General features: G+C 37.4%; 15 protein-coding genes. 7 read left to right on the plus strand and 8 right to left on the minus strand.

Annotated features, from left to right (window positions below; translation table 11 throughout):
• The first annotated feature begins 122 nt into the window (after positions 1-122).
• The gene (locus tag VZD24_RS09715; RefSeq protein WP_342687592.1) at positions 123-1673 is read left to right on the plus strand and encodes a T9SS type A sorting domain-containing protein; all 1551 of its coding nucleotides are present in this window, start codon (positions 123-125) and stop codon (positions 1671-1673) included.
• A gap of 101 nt (positions 1674-1774) precedes the next feature.
• Here the strand turns inward: VZD24_RS09715 and VZD24_RS09720 are convergent, their stop codons facing one another.
• Positions 1775-2959 carry an acetate/propionate family kinase gene (locus VZD24_RS09720; RefSeq protein WP_342687591.1) on the minus strand — a complete coding sequence of 395 codons (1185 nt, stop codon included), beginning with the start codon at positions 2957-2959 and terminating at the stop codon, positions 1775-1777.
• Positions 2960-2973: 14 nt separating this feature from the next.
• A complete protein-coding gene (gene pta, locus VZD24_RS09725) occupies positions 2974-5067 on the minus strand; it encodes a phosphate acetyltransferase (protein WP_279448381.1) in 2094 nt (697 codons plus the stop codon).
• A gap of 208 nt (positions 5068-5275) precedes the next feature.
• Here pta and VZD24_RS09730 point away from each other — a divergent pair, with 208 nt between their 5' ends.
• Together VZD24_RS09730 and VZD24_RS09735 are read left to right on the plus strand one after the other, a co-directional pair.
• On the plus strand, positions 5276-5866 hold the full coding sequence (locus VZD24_RS09730; protein ID WP_342687590.1) for a T9SS type A sorting domain-containing protein: 591 nt from the start codon (positions 5276-5278) through the stop codon (positions 5864-5866).
• Between the two features lie 181 nt (positions 5867-6047).
• Positions 6048-6926 (plus strand): T9SS type A sorting domain-containing protein, encoded by an 879-nt coding sequence (locus VZD24_RS09735; protein WP_342687589.1) that lies wholly within the window; start codon positions 6048-6050, stop codon positions 6924-6926.
• 178 nt (positions 6927-7104) lie between these two features.
• On the opposite strand, the gene VZD24_RS09740 is transcribed toward VZD24_RS09735, so the two are convergent.
• The 5 genes from VZD24_RS09740 to VZD24_RS09760 form a co-directional block, all read right to left on the minus strand.
• A complete protein-coding gene (locus tag VZD24_RS09740) occupies positions 7105-8859 on the minus strand; it encodes an efflux RND transporter periplasmic adaptor subunit (RefSeq protein WP_342687588.1) in 1755 nt (584 codons plus the stop codon).
• Between the two features lie 11 nt (positions 8860-8870).
• Positions 8871-9353, minus strand: a complete 483-nt coding sequence (locus VZD24_RS09745; protein WP_342687587.1) for a DUF305 domain-containing protein — start codon at positions 9351-9353, stop codon at positions 8871-8873.
• A gap of 22 nt (positions 9354-9375) precedes the next feature.
• Positions 9376-10533 (minus strand): TolC family protein, encoded by a 1158-nt coding sequence (locus VZD24_RS09750; protein WP_342688801.1) that lies wholly within the window; start codon positions 10531-10533, stop codon positions 9376-9378.
• Positions 10534-10619: 86 nt separating this feature from the next.
• A complete protein-coding gene (locus tag VZD24_RS09755; protein ID WP_342687585.1) occupies positions 10620-14432 on the minus strand; it encodes an efflux RND transporter permease subunit in 3813 nt (1270 codons plus the stop codon).
• A gap of 136 nt (positions 14433-14568) precedes the next feature.
• Complete coding sequence (locus VZD24_RS09760) at positions 14569-14985, minus strand: HYC_CC_PP family protein (protein WP_342687584.1); 417 nt, start codon at positions 14983-14985, stop codon at positions 14569-14571.
• A gap of 315 nt (positions 14986-15300) precedes the next feature.
• On the opposite strand from VZD24_RS09760, the gene acs reads away from it, so the two are divergent.
• The 3 genes from acs to VZD24_RS09775 all read left to right on the plus strand — a co-directional run bounded on the left by acs (position 15301) and on the right by VZD24_RS09775 (position 19026).
• Positions 15301-17211, plus strand: a complete 1911-nt coding sequence (gene acs, locus VZD24_RS09765; RefSeq protein WP_342687583.1) for an acetate--CoA ligase — start codon at positions 15301-15303, stop codon at positions 17209-17211.
• A gap of 342 nt (positions 17212-17553) precedes the next feature.
• Positions 17554-17730 carry a DUF1328 domain-containing protein gene (locus VZD24_RS09770; protein WP_279448390.1) on the plus strand — a complete coding sequence of 59 codons (177 nt, stop codon included), beginning with the start codon at positions 17554-17556 and terminating at the stop codon, positions 17728-17730.
• A gap of 276 nt (positions 17731-18006) precedes the next feature.
• A complete protein-coding gene (locus VZD24_RS09775; protein ID WP_342687582.1) occupies positions 18007-19026 on the plus strand; it encodes a helix-turn-helix domain-containing protein in 1020 nt (339 codons plus the stop codon).
• Between the two features lie 200 nt (positions 19027-19226).
• On the opposite strand, the gene VZD24_RS09780 is transcribed toward VZD24_RS09775, so the two are convergent.
• A complete protein-coding gene (locus VZD24_RS09780) occupies positions 19227-19541 on the minus strand; it encodes a hypothetical protein (RefSeq protein ID WP_279448392.1) in 315 nt (104 codons plus the stop codon).
• A 550-nt stretch (positions 19542-20091) separates the two neighbouring features.
• On the opposite strand from VZD24_RS09780, the gene purB reads away from it, so the two are divergent.
• On the plus strand, positions 20092-21435 hold the full coding sequence (gene purB, locus VZD24_RS09785) for an adenylosuccinate lyase (RefSeq protein ID WP_342687581.1): 1344 nt from the start codon (positions 20092-20094) through the stop codon (positions 21433-21435).
• Positions 21436-21458 lie beyond the last annotated feature (23 nt).

Raw genomic sequence — 21458 nt, forward strand, 5'->3', positions numbered from 1 at the left:
TTTTATACCCGATTATTAAAAAAAATAATTTATAAGTGTCTGTATGGGAGGGATATACAGATATTTTTAAGTCTTATAAACCTAGAAAACCGCAAATATTAAGGGTATAGGGGATGTTTTAATTGATTTTTTTAAAACTTTATGGTATTATAGGTGAAATAATTACAGGATTGGCGCCATCTACATACTATGAATATTACGTTACACCTTTGTGTGGTACTGGCACACCATTTCCAGCCGGCCCAAAAGGATTTAGCACACTTTGTGGGGGCGCAATAGATGCCTTCCCATTTTTTGAATCGTTTGAAAATACTTCGGGCACAAGAGATTGCTGGAGCAATGAGTATGTAGCTGGAGTTCCAACAGACTGGATGTATGTTGGTACAAATGGCAACAATTCTATAACGCCTAGAACTGGCGAGTTAATGGCTCAATTTAAGATCGAGTCTATGACCGAAAAAACCAAATTGGTTTCACCCGCTATGGATCTAACAGCGTTAACAAATCCTCAGCTTACTTTCTACTTTGCCAATGCAAATTGGATCGGAGATGTAGATGAGCTGCGTATATTTTACAAGACTAGTGCAGGAGGTTCATGGACACAAATTGGTGAAAGCTATACCACAGAACATACTGTTTGGACGCAAGTAATTTTAGACCTTCCAAACCCAAGTAATGATTATTATATTGCTTTTGAAGGTAAGTCTAATTTTGCAAGAGGAATAGATGTAGATGATGTAATGGTTGCAGAAGCTCCTACTTGTATGCAGCCTTTAAATCTTACTGCAACTCATATTACACAAGACTCCGTAGAATTATCTTGGGATGAAGTTGCTGGAGCTAGCAATGGATATGAGTGGTTTATTTTTGAATATAATGCAGATCCAACAACTGCTACAGCAGTGGCTACAGGTACCACACCACAAGGCACTACAACTGCAAACGTTAGCGGTTTAGAGGCTTATACTATCTACGATTTTTATGTAAAATCTGATTGTGATACAGACGGGATGAGCTTCTTAGCTGGACCAACTACATTTAAAACAGCGGTAATACCACCAGTTTGCGGTCAATTCTTTTACGATACGGGCGGAGAAAATGGCGATTATGGTAACAATGAAAATGTAACTACCATTATTTCGCCAAATAATCAAGGAGAAGCGGTTACGGTTACCTTTATATCTTTCGATACTGATTTTGGATGGGACGTGCTTTATGTTCACGACGGACCAGACGCTACTTACCCATTAATTGATAGTGGTAACGATGCAACACCTAATTTCCCTGCTAGAGGATATTATGGACAGACTATTCCTGGACCATTTACTTCTACTCATTCAAGTGGAGCATTAACATTTGTATTTAGAAGTGATTTTGGCGCAACTCGCGCAGGCTGGATGGCAGATATTTCTTGTACGCAACTCAATGTGGCAGATCAAGCTTTTGAAAACTTTATTTATTATCCAAATCCAGTGGAAAACAAATTGGTATTAAATGCTGCCAATCAAATTGAAACTGTAAAAGTTTACAATTTATTAGGTCAAGAAGTTTTAGCTGTATCACCAAATACAAATAATCCTACAATTGAAATGGATAATTTGCAAACTGGAACTTATATTATGAAAGTTACTATAGATGGTAATGAACAAACCTATAAGGTATTAAAGAAGTAAAATAACTTAATTTTTTTTATAGTTTTATTTTTCAAGAACCATTCTCTTAATGAGGGTGGTTCTTTTTTTGGTTTTCGGTTTTAAACACAACTCATAAAAACCTATTTAACCAATTGAAAAACTTGTTTTGCAATCTCCAATTCTTCATTGGTAGGAATCACTAAAATTTTTACTTTGGAGACAGGTGTGTTTATTTCGCGTAAGCTTTTTGATTTTGTTTCGTTTTTTTCATCGTCCAATTCTATACCCAAATAATCCATATTCCTGCATACAAGTTTTCGGATTAAGCTGGAGTTTTCGCCAATTCCCGCAGTAAAAATTATAGCGTCTAAACCGTTTAAAGTGGCTGCATATGCTCCTATATATTTTTGAATACGATACGCATTCATTTGTAATGCAAGTTGGCAGTCTCTATTTCCTTTTTCGGCTTCGGCTTCAATATCCCTTAAGTCGTTGTAGCCGGTAAGTCCCAGCATACCGCTTTTATAGGTGAGTATTTCTTTAACTTCATCTACTGTGTAGTTTAATGTGTTGACCAAATGATAAATGATACCGTGGTCAATATCGCCACTTCTGGTTCCCATAATTAAACCGTTGGAGGGGGTAAAACCCAAACTGTGATCAATGCTTTGCCCATTTAAAATGGCAGTCATACTGCATCCGTTACCCAGATGAATGGAAATAATTTTAGAATTTTCAAGACCTAAATGCGCAATGGCCTTTTCTGAAACATATTGATGGCTCGTGCCGTGAAAACCGTATAATTGAATACTTTGTTCGTCGTAAAGTTGATTGGGGATTGCATACCTTTTGGCCTTTTCGGGAATGGTTTGGTGAAATGCCGTATCAAAAACCGCAACTTGTTTCGCAGACGGAAAAACTTCTTCAGCAACGAGAATTCCTTCAAGATTTCCCGGATTATGAAGTGGTGCCAACGTAGCGTATTCTTTTATCTTCTGTTTAACTTGGGTTGTGATTGCCGTAGTATTTGAAAATGAATTTCCACCGTGAACAACACGATGGCCAACCACTTTAATGTCGTCAGTACTTTTAATCACTCCTTTTTCTGAATGAAGTAATAATTCAACTATTTTATGAAGTCCTTGTTTATGTGTTTTTATACTTTCGGTCTGTTGAAGCGAAGTTGCACTTGTTTTATAATTCAAAACGGCGTCCTGTTGCCCAATGCGCTCCACCAATCCGCTACACACCCATGTTTCCGAAGGCATTTCTATTATTTGAAATTTTATAGACGAGCTTCCAGAATTAATTATTAATACGTTCATAGGATTATATGTTTTTAAATAGCTTGTGCTTGTATTGCAGTAACCACAACGGTATTAAATATATCGTCTGTTGTGCAGCCTCGGCTTAAATCGTTTACAGGTTTGTTTAACCCTTGAATTATCGGACCAATAGCCAAAGCTTTTGTTTCTCTCTGAACCGCTTTGTAAGTATTGTTCCCCGTATTTAGATCGGGGAAGATAAACACATTGGCTTGTCCGGCAACTTCGGAGTTTGGCATTTTAGACCGGCCAACCGTTATATCTACGGCCGCATCGTATTGTATTGGTCCTTCTACTTTTAAATCAGGTCTTTTTTCCCGTACTATTTGCGTTGCCTCTCTCACCCGTTCTACATCGGCTCCTACACCGGAAGTTCCTGATGAATACGACAACATTGCTATTTTCGGTTCAATTCCAAATGCCGTGCTGGTTGCAGCCGACGAAATGGCAATTTCGGCCAATTGGATTGAAGTAGGGTTTGGGTTAATTGCGCAATCTCCATACACCGAAACACGATCTTCCAAAAGCATAAAAAATACAGACGAAACAATTGAAGCCTCTGGCTTGGTTTTTATAAATTGAAGCGCAGGAAGAATAGTGTGCTGCGTAGTGTGCTGAGCTCCGGAAACCATCCCGTCTGCATGACCCTTATATACCATCATGGTTCCAAAATACGACACATCTATCATGAGATCCTTCGCCATTGCAAGATTCACGTTTTTGTGTTTTCGAAGTTCGAACAATGTTTTTGCGTAGGCATCAAAATGAATAGATTCACTTGGATTTACAATGTTAATTTTGTGTAAGTCCAGCGCAAGATCCAAGGCTGTAATTCGCTCTTCAATTTCCTTTTTATCGCCTAGCAATGTAATGGTTACCACGTCCAAATCAATTAATCGTTTGGTGGCACGTAAAATACGTTCGTCTAGCCCTTCTGGTAATACAATGTGCTTTTTTTCGGCCTTTGCCTTTTTCAATAAATTATACTGAAACATTCTAGGTGTAATTCCGTTTGTTTTAAACGTAATTAAGCGTTCTACCAAAGCATCTACTTTTACGTGCTTTTCAAAATCTTTAATAGACGTATTAATTTTTTCGGTGTTTTCGGCATAAATCTGCGATTTTATTCTTCCCAAACTATTGGTAACGGAAAATGTACCTCCTGGAACCGAAATAATAGGAACAACTTCTGAAAGCCCTTCAATTAATTTAATAATTGAATCTTCAGGCACCAGACCCGCGGTAAGTACAATGCCCGAAATAGCAGGATAATTATCCGATATATTTGCTTGCAGAGCGCCCAAAATAATATCGGCACGGTCTCCCGGTGTAATAACAAGCGCATTTTCTTTTAAATGAAGTAAGTAGTTATGCAATTGCATAGCGCCCACGCTGTAATTACCAGCCTGATTATTAATAAAGGATTCTCCAAACAGAACCTTTGCACCCAAAGTATCTACAATTTCCTTCATCGAAGGATTTGCCAAAACTGGGTTTAACGGAATTGCACTTACAATTACTTGCGAAGGAAGATATTTTTCCAATTCGGTAATAACCAATTCTTGATTTTGAGGTTCTACTTTATTGGCGATTACGGCCAAAACCTCTACTCCTTTGTCTTTAAACGAATCGAACGCCATTTGTAGATTGCCGACAAATTCGTCTAAGGTTTTGCCAATACCGCTAGCTAGGATAATCGCGGGCACACCTAAATTTTTGGCTATTAATATATTAATATCGAATTCCTTTATAGTGCCTTCACCCGTAAATCCGGTACCTTCAATTAGTATAAAATCAAACCGTTCTTCGAGGGCTTTGTATTTTTCAATAATTCTACTAATTATTTCGCCGTCTTTATTTTCGTTTGTTTTCTTAATTACCTCGCTTCGTTTAAAGGCGTAGGCATCTTCAAATTTTATATCTAAGTTAAAATAGGTAGAAACTGTGTTTATATGATTGTCAATTTCACCAGATTTAAAGTCATCAATAATAGGTCTGAAATAGCCTACTTTGGCCGCCTTTCCCAATAACGACTGCATTAATCCCAGTGAAATAATAGACTTGCCACTGTCTGGTTCGGTTGTGGCAATATAAATGGCTTTATTCATTTTTTTAATATTTATTCAAAAGTAAGCAACATTATAAACACCGCTATAAAATTTTAGGTTAGATGTTCCAAACGTGCTAAAACTTTATGGCCTCTTCAAAATTTTATGCTTCATTTAATACAGTTAGTTTATCTGAATTGTAACCAAACTTCGTTTTTTTAATCCAATGGTTAATTTATCAATGTATTATTCACTTAAATAAATAACTATGAAAACAAAATTATTACTACTCGCATTAATAGGTGTATTTTCAGTAAATGCACAAAATACATATAACCTTGACTGGGTTATGGGGATTGGAAGTAGCGTAGATTTAACTATAGATCAAGGCGATACCGTAATTTGGACTTGGGGAGATAATGCACCCCATACAGTAGAAAATGAAGTAGGAAATTCTGTTGAAACTTTTAATAGTGGAGTTATTTCGGGAATGGGAGAAACCTATGCCTACACCTTTACCGAGGTAGGCGACAACAGATATTTTTGTGGCATTCACGGTGCAAATAACATGTCGGGAACCATTACAGTTAGAGAGGTTTTGGGAGTCGAAGATAACAATTTAAGCTCAATAAGTATCTACCCAAATCCATCATCTTCAGTAATAAATTTGGAGATTCCACACAACATTCAATCTGGTCAAATAACCGTGTACGATGTATTAGGAAAACAGATTTATTCAGATGAATTTATATCAAATCCTAGGATTTCAATAAACATTGCGTATTGGAGCCAAGGAAATTATTTTTTAAAAGTTGTTTCGGGTGAATACACAATAACCGAAAGGTTCATTAAAAACTAATTCAATAAAGATACGTATTACTGCTAATTTTTTGGATGCTACTTCGGTTGCAATTTTGAAAATGCTCTTTTCCGATTAAAACGAAATTGACCCTCGTTATTTGTCACAGTTATTCATCTTTAAAACAATTGAACATGATATAGCATCCATAGATTTGCAATTATTAAAATCAAAAACTATTATGAAAAAAATTATTTTACTCCTCTTTATTTTTAGTGGTTTAAACATGTCATTTTCGCAAGAACCTATAATTGAAGGAGACATAATGTTGTGCCCAAATTCAAGCGGTACAGCATCAGTGATCAATCAAAGTTATGATAGCTATCAATGGTATTTTAAATACTGGTTTACATCGGAAGAATTTGAGCCCATTCCTGGGGCAACGGATGCTTCATTTACATATGATTGGTTTACCTATGATCAGGCGTTATTAAAAGTTGTGGTTACTTTAGGAACCGAAACCTTAGAGTCTAATGCAATACAAATTGATAGTTACGCTTGGACCCCTTTGATAATAATTCACGAAATGAATGAGTTTGTAAGAATTGATCCAGTTTCCCACCATCTTGTTTTATGCGAAGGAGAAAGCTTTAACAATACAATTGGCAGTCCCTACAACACTAACATACAATGGTATAAAGATTACGCCCCAATTCCAGGTGCAAATGATACGTCTTATTCAATCACTGAGCCTGGAATATACTACGTGGAAGCTGCACCAGATTTCTGTCCTAATGTTATAGATAGCAGCATAGGCACTCCGTTTGTTGTTGAAATTGACACTAATTGTGCCCTTGGCATTACTAACCCCAATAGTTTACACGATGCAGTTCAAATATATCCTAATCCGGTGTCGCATTCCCTACAGTTAAACATTGGTGCTGATGTAGCAATAAACAAATACAGCATTATGGACATAACGGGAAAAGCTTTAATAACAAAGAAAACGAACTTTACAGATACTGCGACTATAGATGTTAGCAGTTTATCTAACGGACTGTATATTTTAGTGTTAGAAAGTGAAAGAGGAAATTCAATTCATAAATTCATTAAAGCGTAGTTTTTACTTGATGGCTAATAGCTTAATACAGAAATGGGAGCCAAGAGCTCCCGTTTTTAAATGAAAGCATTCACTTCTTCTTTTTAATACGTGGAATGTATTATAAACCATCACCTTCCAAATAGCTCGCTCTAATTTTAACAGAACGCTATAATTAGCGATAATAATTTGGTCATATTTAGTTTATTTCATCGGTAACCTCTCCGCAATTCAGCATTGAAGCCCCAAAATACGGGTTGAGGATTTCTTCGTTCGTACTCAGCCAAAACGCGCCTATATCGTTATTCGCCATCGGACAGTATTCCACATAGACTTTTTGGTTAATGCCAAAAGTTTTTACCGCATTTATTAAATGTGCCGATAGATGCACAAAATGTTCTCGTTGCACTTTAATGTCTAAAGTTTTTGAGATTGCGCTCGCAGAATTCTTAAGTTCCTTTTCCAAATGCATCCATTGGCTGTGGGCAGGCTCCTCTTTCAGCAGTTTCATATTAACATTATTGATGCTTTTAAGTAGCGCACCGGCAGCGATTTTGGGTGTTTCTGCGTTGTCATTAACCAAGGCTTTTTCTATAATCATATAATCGTCAAACACTGCTTTCAGTTGGGTTTGAAATTTTGCTGGCACTTCCAGCCTTTCAACCTGCGTCAGGTGATTTGTTGCATCCACCTCTACACTGTTATCAGTATTCATCATGCTTTTTTTACCTTGCAATTGGGCTGCTGCATCTACTGTAAAAGTGCCATTGGCAACCACTTCTTCGCCATTAGTAAGTCCATCAACAATGGTATAAGTTTCGCCGTTCTTTGCGCCCAAAGTTACCTCGCGCATTTCAAAAACAGGTTTGTTAGGATTGGTTTTTACATATACCAAGGATCGGCTTCCCGTCCAAAGTACAGCAGATGCTGGCACAATTATCTGCGACGCACTATCATTTTGTTTTGAAATATTCACTTTAGAAGTTACAAACATCCCAGGTTTTAAAATACCATCTTTATTGTTTAAAGTTGCCCGTACTGAAACCGTCCTGGATTGTGTATTTAAAGTTGGATCTATAAACGAAATGGTTGCTTCAAAATCTTTATTGGGATAGGCATTGGTGGTTACAGTTATTTTTTGGCCTTCCTTTAATTGTGAAATTTGATTTTCATAAGCATCGAACATAGCCCAAACTGTTCCCAAATTGCTAACTTTTACAATAGGTTGCCCTTGCTTAACGTAGTCGCCTTCTTCCGCCATTTTTTCAGAAACCGTTCCCGAAACAGTAGCGTAAATGGGGAAGTTTTCACGCACTTTACCTGAACTTTCAATTTGATTGATTTGATTTTCTGAAAGTTTCCACAATTTTAATTTATTACGAACTGCTTTATATAATCCGGGCTGAGATTCTTTCATAGAAGCAGCCGTTAAAAGTTCCTGTTGCGCTGCAACAAGTGCCGGTGCATAAATGATGGCCAACAATTGTCCTTTACGAACTTCTTCTCCAGTAAAATTGACATTTAGCTTTTCTATTCTTCCTTCAAAATAACTGGCTTGTACGGCATTTGCTTCTTCGTTCGGCATAATTTTACCCGAAAGCGACATTGTATTTCCCTCTGTTTCCGAAGTATTTCCTACAATAACAGTTTGAATATTTGCCAAAGCCATGGCATTTTCAGACATCTTAATTTCGTTTAATGCCAGGCCTTCCGCGCCGGACTCTGCGGGGATTAAGTCCATCCCGCAAATAGGACAATCTCCCGGTTCGGATTGCATAATTTGGGGATGCATTGAGCAAGTCCACATTTTATTAGCAGCAACCTCATCAGAATGCTCATGAATGTCTGTGGCATTATTAGCCGCTGTACCTGCTGGATCGCCACCGAAAAGAAGAAAACCAGCCAAGAGGCCAACTATAACGGCTATCCCAATGTATATGATATTTTTATTCATCTGTTTATATTTTACTTATTATTTTCTAATCGTTTAATCATTGCCTTCATTTCCGCAATTTCCTTTTCTTGTGCTTTTATAATATCATCTGCCAACTTTTGAACTTTGGGATCTTTTATCTCTGCTCTTTTACTGGTTAAAATAGCGATGGAATGATGCGGAATCATGGCCTTCATCCATAATACATCGCCAACAATAGGGCTTTGTGCTCTTACCAAGCCAAGGGCGCTGACGAATAGAATTAAACTCCCCAATAGAATTGCAATATTTTTTTTCTTGTTTTGATACATTTTTCGCATAAAGAACCACATTATCACTGCCATTGCCGCAATGCCCAAACACGACATATAAAACCTTGTAAGACTAAAGTAAACGTGGTCTATTTCGTACGTATTTAAATACATTGTGATGTACATTGCTATAAATGAAGCGGCAAGCATCAAAATAAACTTTGTGTAATTATTGTTTTTTGAGTTTTGGTTTGAATTTTTCATAGTATTAAAATTTATGGTTTAATTAATTCTTGTCTGTAAAATAATTTATTATGCTAGTTTGTTTAAAGTAAGCGGCAATAGCTTCAATCCGACTTATTTGAAATTTTAACTGCAATTCCTGCACGTCCAAAACTTCATTAAAATTGATTGTTCCTGTTTCATAATTCTTCAATAAAATTTCATTCGCGTGCTGCGCCTGTTTTATATTTTTATCCTGCGTCTCTAAACTTATACGCGCCGCATTTCTACTTTTAATTGCTGTTTGTAACTGCGTCATTAATAAATTTTCAGATGCTTGTTTTTGAATTTCAAGCTCTTCATATTTCAATTTGTTTTGCCGCGCAACGGATTTAAATTTTTTTTTGAAAATTGGGATTGAAATTGTTGCCATTGGCATTAGCATATTAGGCGCTTCATTTAAAAGCATATACTGCACCCCTATTCCAAAATCTGGCGCGCTTTCTTTTTTATTTAGAATATCGGCTTGTGAAACCACCTCATTCAATTCGTTATATTTTGTTATTTCGGGGTGTAGCTTAAGTTGGCTGAAATCTATTTCAGTTTCTTTCTCTGGAATTGTCAAGCTATCGCGGATTGCAATATCAGTGATTTCCTCGCGATTCATTATCTTATTAATAGCGGTGAGTGCTGCCGAATAGTCCTGCTGAAGCCTTAATTTTTGTTCAATTAAATCGTTCTGCCGCATCTGCAGTCTCAATACCGAAACTGCTGATGCCTGCCCAACTTCAACCGAGGTTAGTGCCAAGCGTTCATATACTTGCAAAAGCTGAATGTTGGAGTCTAAAACTTGCTGCTTTTTAGCTATTTCGTATAAACGGTAATAAGATTGCGACACAGCCATTGCGATTTTCCTTTTGGCTATTTCTATTTCCACAAAATCTGCATTGGCCATTGCTGTGGCATATTTACTGCGCGCAGAAATAGTTCCAAACCAAGGAAGCATTTGCATCATCGAAAATTCACCCTGTTGCATCATCGGCATTTCGGCTTTACTAAGCGTATATCCTCCTGAAAACTGGGTGTCTGGCAACGAGTTGGACTCTGACACCTTTTCCGTAGCAATAGCGTGTTGCTTTATCACAGCTTGAATGTTGGGATTGTTTTTTATAGCTTCGTCAATAAAGGTTTCCAACTGTTGGCCTTGTCCAGTCCAACTCAAAAATATTAATGAAAAAAGAAATATCCTTACCATCCAAAATTTCGGTTTTCTCGAAAGAAATGTTGTTTTAAAAGTTGAATTCATTTCTAGCTTGCTTTAAGGGTTTTTAATTTATTTTTCAATTTAGCCTCTTTTCTCCAACTAAATAAAATTGGCACTACAAAAAGAGTGATCAACGCAATTAACATCCCTCCAAAACTGGGAATGGCCATTGGTATCATAATATCGCTTCCTCTACCTGTGGATGTTAAAATTGGTAGCAAAGCCAAAATTGTGGTAGCGGTAGTCATCAAGGCGGGACGTATTCTTTTCTTTCCTGCTTCTACTACAGAAGTGCGAATTTCCTTCAAATTCTCTGGGTCGTTCTTGTCAAAGGTTTGAGTGAGATACGTGGCCATTACCACGCCATCGTCCGTGGCAATTCCGAAGAGCGCAATAAACCCTACCCAAACTGCAACACTTAGATTAATGGTGTGCATCTGAAACATTTCCCGTAAGTTTTCTCCAAAAAAGTTGAAGTTTAAAAACCAATCCTGTCCGTAAAACCAAATCATCAAAAAGCCTCCTGCAAAGGCTACCGTAATTCCTGAAAATACTATCAAGGAAGTTGCTACAGAACGAAATTGGAAATATAAAATCAAGAAGATTATCCCCAATGCCAAAGGCACAATTACAGAAAGTGTTTTCTCAGCCCGTAATTGGTTTTCATAAGTACCCGTAAAGTGATAATTTATTCCTTTAGGAACAGTGAGTTCTCCATTGGCAATCTTTTCTTTTATTAAGGCTTGGGCGTTTTCAACCACATTTACTTCTGCGTATCCGTCCAGTTTATCGAACAAAACGTGGCCCAATAAAAAAGTATCCTCGCTATTTATCATCAGCGGCCCCTGTTCATAGCGCACGTTTACAAGTTCGTCCAAGGGTACTGGATTACCTTTTTCTACTGGTACGTAAATATTCTTTAAATCATCGGGATCAGCGCGTAGATCGCGTGGGTATCGCACCCGAACTCCGTAGCGTTCCCGACCTTCTACGGTTTGGGTCAAAGGCATTCCTCCCACCGCTACTTGCAAGATTTGCTGTACATCTTCGATAGAAACGCCATAACGGGCAAGACGATCTCTTTTTATGTCAATTAAAAGATAAGGTTTCCCTACAATGCGGTCTGCAAAAACGGCTTCTACTTTCACCCCTTCAGCATGTTTTATAATCTCTTCCAACTCTAATCCAAAAGCTTCAATCTTCCGAAGATCTTGCCCTTTCACCTTTATTCCCATAGGCGCACGCATTCCTGTTTGCAGCATCACCAACCTTGTTTCAATGGGTTGTAACTTTGGTGCTGAGGTTACGCCGGGGATTCTGGTTACGCGTACTATTTCATTCCAGATATCATCGGGAGATTTTATTTCGGGCCTCCAGTTTCTATAAAATTCGCCATCGTCATCTTCTATCAAATCTCTTTCTGTGACATCGAGCGCAGTCGAGATGTCAATTCCTGCTTTTCGAGCGTTCTCGACTCCGCTCGTACTGACATTTTTATTTGGATTTTCAACAAGTGTCCCATCTTTAAGCTCGTAAAATCCATCTTCATTCACTTTAAACCTTTGTCGCTTTCCGTCTTCATTCAGAGCGTATTCTGGTTTATATTGAATGATGTTTTCAAACATGGACAATGGTGCTGGATCAAGAGCCGACTCTGTTCGGCCAGCTTTCCCCACAACAGTTTCAATTTCTGGAATGCCTGCCACAGCCATATCCATCTGCTGTAAAACGCGTTTATTTTCCTCTACGCCCGAGTGGGGCATAGAAGTAGGCATCAATAAAAAAGAACCTTCGTTTAAGGAAGGCATAAACTCCTTGCCTGTGTTTTGCCAAATCATTACCCCGAAGACGACAATTAACGTGGGGACGGAGAGAAATAGAATCTTGTTCCGAAGTGCCCAGCCAAGAATCCGAGTGTAATAATATTGGAACAACCAGAATATGGCTAACAATCCCGAACATATCAGTCCCACAAACATCAGGTTCCAAAATATACTTTTATCTACCCCAAGTGGACGCCAGAATTCTGCCAATAAAAAGACAACGGCTAAAGCTGAAATAAATATGTTTATAATATTAGCACGTTTATCTGATAGGGTAAGTTTATTCGATATCTTGGAAGCAAACTTTTCATCTTTTAATAGCCCGGTGATGCCAAAGGCAATCAGGATTAGCCCTAGCCAGTAACCAAAAACGATAGCAGTGATCCCCAAAATAACTAACAATCCACTAATTAGATTGGCAGTTGCTTTTCTTAAACTTCTTCTTCGGAACAAATAAGCAGCGAACGGCGGGATAAGAAAAAGTGCCACCATTAAGGAAGCGACGATCGCCATTGTTTTGGTAAATGCCAAGGGCCTAAATAATTTTCCCTCCGCGCCAATCATAGTAAAAACGGGGATAAAGCTTATTATAGTTGTTAATACAGCGGTAATAATGGCGCCGGAAACCTCAGCGCTTGCTTCATAAACAACTGTATTTATTGGCTGTTTTACACCGGTTTCGCCATAACGCACTTCTTCTTCATCTAAATGCCTTATTATATTTTCGGTAAGGATAATCCCGATATCCACCATGGTCCCAATTGCAATTGCTATTCCGGATAATGCCACAATGTTGGCGTCCACATTAAAGAACTTCATCGCAATAAAAACCATTAAAACTGCCACTGGCAAGAGACCCGAAATAAGTATTGAAGCTCTTAAATTAAAAACCATCACGATAATCACGAAAATCGTGATGAGTATTTCCAAGCTTAAAGCTTCATCAAGCGTGTCTAAGGTTTCCTGAATAAGTATCGATCGGTTGTAAAATGGAACTACAGTAAGTTGCGATATTGTACCATCCGAAAGTTCTTTGGAAGGCAGGCCGGCTTTAAGTTCTTCTATTTTTTCTTTTACATTGTTGATAACTTCCATTGGGTTGGCGCCGTATCTAGCCGTAACAACTCCACCTACAACCTCTGCGCCTTCTTTGTCCAAAATCCCTCTGCGGGGCGCAGGTCCCAAACTTACATTTGCAATATCTTTGATTCGTATTGAAGTATAATTTTCTGAGGTAACAACGGCGTCTTCAATATCGGCGATGGACTTTATATATCCCAGACCTCGCACCAAGTATTCCACTTGATTTATCTCCATTGTTTGGGCGCCAATGTCTTTATTGCTTTCTTTAACCGCCTTTACGATTTCCGCTAGGCTGATATTGTATTGGCGCATCAACTCTGGTTTCACATCAATTTGATATTCCTGTACATACCCTCCAATTGACGCTACTTCAGAAACCCCACTTGCCGAGGAAAGTGCATATTTTACGTAGTAATCCTGTATACTCCGCAATTCGTGCAAATCCCAACCTCCGGTTACATTGCCCTCTTTATCGCGGCCTTCCAACGTGTACCAGTAAACCTGTCCCAATCCTGTAGCATCAGGACCTAAAGATGGATTAACGCCATTGGGAAGCAAGCCGGCAGGTAGAGAATTTAGCTTTTCTAATATGCGGCTACGGCTCCAATAGAATTCTACTTCTTCTTCAAAAATGATATAGATGCTCGAAAAGCCGAACATTGAAGAGCTACGAATGGTTTTCACACCAGGGATACCCAATAATGATGTGGTAAGTGGATAACTTATTTGATCTTCTATATCCTGTGGGGAACGGCCTTCCCATTGGGTAAAAACAATTTGTTGGTTTTCCCCAATATCGGGGATAGCATCTACGGCGACAGGATTGGTGGGTAATAATCCGGTATCCCAGTTAAAAGGTGCATTAACCACACCCATACCGATGAAAAGTGCGAGCAACAAGACTGCTACCAGTTTGTTCTCTATGAGAAATTTTATGCCTTTATTTAGCATGTGAATTGATTGTTAAACAGTTAAACATTGAATAAAATCCTGATTGAATCAGAAATTTAGATACAATAAGTTGAGCCGAGAATGGGGGTGACCAAACGGCTAATCTTTTCCGATAGTTATCGGAAACTGTTTAAAATCAAATTAAATAAGTTTCGTGTAGCTTTTGTATATCCCGTATGAGAAAGGGAGGTGCGTAATCTCTAAAAGGAACGATGTTAGTATCAAGTTCTTCAAAAAGATTTACATAAGAGTAAAAGAAAGTAGCAACAAAATCTTGCTGCTCAAAAGATAAGGAGTTGAATGATAATTTTAGTTCGTCCTGCCCTTCAATAACAACTTGTTTATCTGAACAGCAAGAATAATCCGGCACTGTATTTTCGCAACTATTTTCAGATTGCGATTTTTCCATTCCGCAAGTTTTCACATTGTGAACAACTGAAAAATCAACTAAAGCTTCTCCACAAAAATGCATATCTACCGTAAACGACATAGTAGTAAATAGTACTAAAGTCGCCAAAGCAATAGAAATTGATTTATGGAAAAATGACTTCATATCTTTGCAAAGATAGTGAAAATCGGTTATTCTTTCCCTTTAGTCGTACCAATTATTTGTTAATATGTGAATTAGGAATATTTAAAAATCATTCATAAATACTTCAGTATCAAATTAACTTTTAAAAAACAGTAAAGCGTTTTAACAAGTTCGTTTTCTTGTAAATATATTGTATCGCCCTCTACAATATCCTTGGCGGTTTTTAAAAAATTTCATTATAAAATTTATAATTTCGTTTTAAGAGTCAGCATATTTAGATATATTTCTGAATCTATTCAAAAATTGTAACCCGTTTATTACAAACCCTACGACATTATGAGCAATTACCACATCAAGAATTTAGAAGAATACTTTCAAGTTTATCGAAAATCAGTGCGCGATCCTGAGAATTTCTGGGAAGAAATTGCCGAAGAAAACTTTTTGTGGCGCAAACGGTGGGATAAAGTGTTAGAATACGACCTTTCCAAACCTGAAGTTTCGTGGTATAAAGGAGCAAAGCTGAACATTACCGAAAACTGTATTGACAGGCATATTTATAGTCGCGGCGACAAAACTGCTATAATTTTTGAACCGAATGACCCTTCGGAAAAAGCTGAACATATAACGTATAAACAACTGCACGAGCGCGTTTGTAAATTCGCGAATGTTTTGTTGGATCAAGGGGTGCAAAAAGGCGATCGAGTTTGTATCTATCTGCCAATGATTCCTGAATTGGCCGTTTCATTATTGGCCTGCGCGCGTATTGGCGCCATACATTCGGTTGTATTTGCGGGATTTTCCTCAACAGCACTGCACACCCGTATTAACGATGCAGATTGCAAAATCGTAATAACCAGCGATGGCTCCTATCGCGGTAACAAAACCATAGATTTAAAAGGAATTGTAGATGAAGCATTAGAATCCTGCCCGAATGTAAAAACCGTTTTGGTGGCCAAGCGCATAAACTCTAAAATAACGATGAAACCGAATCGCGATAAATGGCTACAACCTTTATTAGACGATGCCTATCACGATTGTGTTCCCGTAATTATGGATGCCGAAGATCCGTTATTTATACTCTATACTTCTGGCTCTACTGGAAAACCCAAGGGAATGGTGCATACTATTGCAGGTTATATGGTTTTTACGGCTTATACCTTTAAAAACGTCTTTCAATATCGCGAAAACGATGTGTATTGGTGTACCGCAGATATAGGCTGGGTTACCGGCCATAGCTATATTGTTTACGGTCCGTTAGCAAATGGAGCAACAACTGTGCTATTTGAAGGGGTACCTTCGCACCCAGATTTCGGAAGATTTTGGGAGGTTATTCAAAAACACGAAGTAAACCAGTTTTATACGGCTCCCACCGCTATTCGGGCATTGGCAAAAGAGCGCTTAAATTTTTCAGAAAAATACAATCTCTCATCATTAAAAATTTTAGGCAGCGTGGGCGAACCTATTAACGAAGAGGCGTGGCATTGGTACAACGACAATATTGGCAAGAAAAATTGTCCTATAGTAGATACGTGGTGGCAAACAGAAACTGGCGGAATTATGATTTCCCCTATCCCCTACGCCACACCTACCATACCCACATATGCCACACTACCTTTACCCGGAGTTCAACCCGCGCTCATGGATGAAAACGGGGATGAATTAAAAGGAAACTTGGTTAGCGGCCGATTGTGTATTAAATTTCCGTGGCCGGGAATGGCGCGTACTATTTGGGGAAATCACGAACGTTATCGCGAAACCTATTTTTCTGCATATTCCAACAAATATTTTACCGGCGACGGCGCTTTGCGCGACAGCACCGGCTATTACCGCATTACCGGCCGCGTAGATGACGTTATTATAGTTTCCGGACACAATCTCGGTACAGCCCCAATTGAAGACGCTATCAACGAACACCCAGCAGTAGCAGAAAGTGCAATAGTTGGTTTTCCTCATGATGTAAAAGGAAATGCGCTTTACGGCTTTGTTATTTTAAAGGAATTTGGCGAAACCCGTGTGCACGACAACCTGCGCAACGAAATAAACCAGATAATTACGGAACATATTGGTCCAATTGCCAAATTAGACAAAATTCAGTTTACTACCGGTTTACCCAAAACGAGAAGCGGTAAGATAATGCGAAGAATTCTTAGAAAAATTGCCGAAAACGAAACCAGCAATTTAGGTGATATTTCAACACTTTTAAATCCAGAAATAGTTCAGGAAATAATGGATGGGGCTATTAAATAAGCAAAAGAAAAAATTTTAATTGTATTGGCAATTATTATGTTTTTGATGACAATAGTATTAGCTCGACAAGTAAAATTTCCCATCCATTAAAGAGTAGCAATCATTCAATGTGGTGTTTTAAATTAATTCAGAACTTCAATTTATTGTAAAAATTTAGAAAACTTCAGTTTTAGCAGCGATTTGGCACTATTAATTCAGTAGAAATTTTACTTATATTTTATCAATAGCACAGTAATTTGAAATGAGTTAAATTATTTTCTAAAAGTATTAGTTAAAATATTCACAATTTAGTATTTTTATAACCTGATGCTTAAATATTTACAAACTCTAAATCTCCTCACAATGATCTGGACTTATATCTTTCTATTTCTTGCTATCGTGGCAGCTGTTCTTGGTTTTCTCGGATTAGGGTTTGGCCCAATTCAATCTGCAAAAGTTGCATTTTACATTATAACCGTATTTTTGGTTATTTCCTTTGTAATGGAACGCAGAAAAAAAAGCAAAAAATATTACGAGTAAAAGCATACACTGTAACAGGAAGCTTACTAAAAAGCAAGGTTTTACGTAAGTTGGAACAAGGTTGTGTGCTCCAACTCACTATACACCAATTAAATACTTTTGTTACTTAAACGGGCAAATTATTTTATTCGGCTTTTATTATAATTCAAAATTTTCCAACAAATAATTCATAGAATGCTTAATTAACTCATTATGCATAAAAATTAATCGATAAACTATAATATAGCGTGCGTTATTATTGAAAATAGTAATTTGGCCTCCCAAAGCAACCACCAAATGAATTCGATTCAAGTAAACTCACTTCCGTTAAAGGATGTTATTAGAGACATCGCAACAATTTTAGATATTCCATATACCGAAAACTGCGACGAATACTTGCTGGAACTTCCTGCTTCGGTAGGCAAGGGCAGTATTCGCGGCATTAACTTTGAAGGCGGCCTGGGGCTCGTTCAGTACGATTGCTTATTTAAGGAGGATATGGAAATACATTTTATCGTTAACAATATTCACCCACTTAAATTTCTATATACCGTAAGCGGAACCTTAGAGCACCGCTTTGAAAACGAAGAAGATTTACACGAAATAAATCAGTACCAAAACGCCATTGTAGCTAGCAGCAAACACAACGGACACGTGTTATTCTTTAAAGCCAATCAAAGAGTGAAAGTAAACAGTTTAGAGATAGAGAGGGAAAAATTTCAGGCTAAAATGGAATGTGATATAAACAGCCTGGACGAAGATCTATTGCAGCTTTTTAAAGACATAAAGGCTAGCGGATCCTTTTATTATAACGGAAATTACAGTCTTAATATAGCCGGAATCTTAGATGAAATGAGCGAATTTACTTCAGAAAATTTTATGCGAAAACTTTTCTTGGAAGGCATGGCTTATCAAATTTTAACGCATCAGATACTACAGTACCAAGACGATAGAATGGACGAACTTAGCCGACTTTTATTGCGTTCTTCCGAAGTAAAACAAATACATCTGGTAGCAAATTTAATAGAAAACAATATCTCGCAAATACCCACTGTAGAAAATTTAGCCAGAGAGGCGGGGCTCAATATCAACAAATTGCAGGAAGGTTTTAAAAAACTATACGGCGATACGGTTAATAATTACGTACAAAAAAAACGACTTGATACCGCGTACAACCTTTTAACAAAAACAGATTTAACTATTTCAGAAATTGTGAATGCTATTGGTTTAAGCAGTAAGAGTTATTTTTCCAAAATCTTTAAGGAAAAATACGATATATCACCTTCAGAATTTCGAAAAAAATACAGTGGCAAATAAAAAAACCCCGCTGAAAAAATTTCAGTCGGGGTTTTCTTCTTCATAGCAGTTCTTTACATTGCTAAAATAAAATAAGTAACCCATAATCGGTAACGCAAAACCATTAATTATTAACCCAAAAGCCTACTTTTTAAAATTGTTCAAAAAAAATGGAACGAACACTTTTCGGCTTCATGGGGTCGAAAATCGTAAAAACAGCACTAACTATTTTGCCAGTTTCTAATCTCGTCCAAAATTTTTTCTCGAGATTTTCCGGTTTTATTTTCAAGATTCTTTAAAGTATCCGAAAAATTCTCTCCTTTATAATCCGTTTCACTAACTTCCAAATTATAGGTCTTTTCAAAATCTTTGGAAATCTTTTTCCACTTATTTTTTAAATAGTCATCGCCGTTTCCATCATCGTTCTTTTCCTCTTTGGGGTTTTCTACATAGCTATCTTCACTGCTGGTATTATGCTGCTCGGCTTGGGCACCTTTGCCCGTGCTGTGTTTCGGATTTACATTTTTATCACTCATAGTTCAGTTTTTTTAAAATTAAAATGAATTTTTAGTAACTGCTGAAAAAACATATACACTAAATTAGTAAGATAGCCATTATATTTTTTCAACCCGTATTTTTTCACGAAAAACCCCTTTTTCAAAACTCATTGAACAAGGGGTTTAACCGTATCCTCATTTGGACAAAATACTTGTGTTTACCTAACGTCTATTCTTCTTCCTCTTCAGGATTGCGTTGGTCTTGAGGTCTGTTTTGCGACCCTCGTGGTTGATTTTGAGGGTTTCTTTGTTGGTTTTCATTTTGTGTACTCATAGCAAATTTTGTTTAAATTAATAAAACTATTTTTCTTTTTCACTTTTAAAATTACGCTTCCATGAAATTGGTTTCGCTTAAGAAAATCATAAAATAGTTGCTTCAATTAAAATTTTAACTATCCATTATATTAAAACAAAATTTCGTTGGCAATTCGTTAATACACAAACTAAAAAATGGTTCCACTTATTAATGCACCCCAGCAAGTATAACTCAGCGGCGTTTTGTATCTTTGCGCTTTTAAAATTTTAAACCATGTACACCAACGCTTTACAAGCCATTTCGCCCATAGACGGCAGATACGCATCAAAAACTGCAAGTCTTATTCCTTATTTTTCTGAAGAAGCGCTTATTCGGTATCGGGTACAGGTAGAAATTGAATATTTTATTGCGTTGGTAGAGCTGGATTTACCGCAATTAGCCAACTTTGACCGAAGTCTCTTTTCTAAATTGCGCGATCTTTATCTTGAATTTTCGGTGAAAGATGCAATTAAAATAAAGGAAACTGAAAAGGTAACCAATCACGATGTAAAAGCGGTTGAATATTTTATAAAAGAAAAATTTGACGCTTTAAAACTTCAGCAATACAAAGAGTTTATCCATTTTGGACTTACCTCACAGGATATAAATAACACTGCGATTCCCCTGTCTTTAAAAGATGCAATAAACAATGTATATGTGCCGCTTTTAATAGAACTTAAGAATAAATTGAAATCTCTGTCCGAAGATTGGGCACAGGTTTCAATGTTGGCACGAACGCACGGTCAGCCTGCTTCGCCAACTCGTTTAGGAAAAGAAATTGAAGTTTTTGTTGTACGTATTGAAGAACAGTTCAATTTAATGAACGACGTAAAAAGTGCTGCCAAATTTGGTGGTGCCACCGGAAATTTCAATGCTCACAAAGTGGCTTATCCAAACATTGATTGGCGGGCTTTTGGCAATCATTTTGTGCAAAACACCTTAGGGTTGCATCACTCCTTTCCTACCACACAGATTGAACACTACGACCATATGGCTGCGTTATTTGATTGCTTAAAAAGAATAAATACAATTATCATCGATTTAGACCGAGATATATGGACCTATGTATCGATGGACTATTTTAAACAAAAAATTAAATCTGGCGAAGTTGGCTCCAGTGCCATGCCACATAAAGTAAACCCAATAGATTTTGAAAACAGCGAAGGAAACCTAGGAATTGCAAACGCAATTTTTGAGCATCTTTCTGCCAAACTTCCAATTAGCAGATTACAGCGCGACCTTACTGATAGTACGGTGCTCCGAAATATTGGGGTTCCTATAGGGCACACGTTAATTGCCTTTAATTCAACTTTAAAGGGACTGAATAAGCTACTACTGAACGAAACTAAATTTAAAGAAGACCTAGAAAATAATTGGGCGGTTGTAGCCGAAGCCATTCAAACAATTTTGCGCCGGGAGGGATATCCAAATCCTTACGAAGCCTTAAAAGGATTAACGCGCACCAACGAACGCATTAACCAAACTTCTATTGCAAACTTTATTGAAACTTTGGAAATTTCAGAAAATATAAAGCAGGAAATGCGGAATATTACACCCGATAATTATACAGGTATTTAATGTTAATTTTGTAAAACAAACAG

Source organism: Aequorivita flava (genome assembly GCF_038742595.1).
In the GTDB taxonomy this organism is placed as follows: Bacteria; Bacteroidota; Bacteroidia; order Flavobacteriales; family Flavobacteriaceae; genus Aequorivita; species Aequorivita marisscotiae.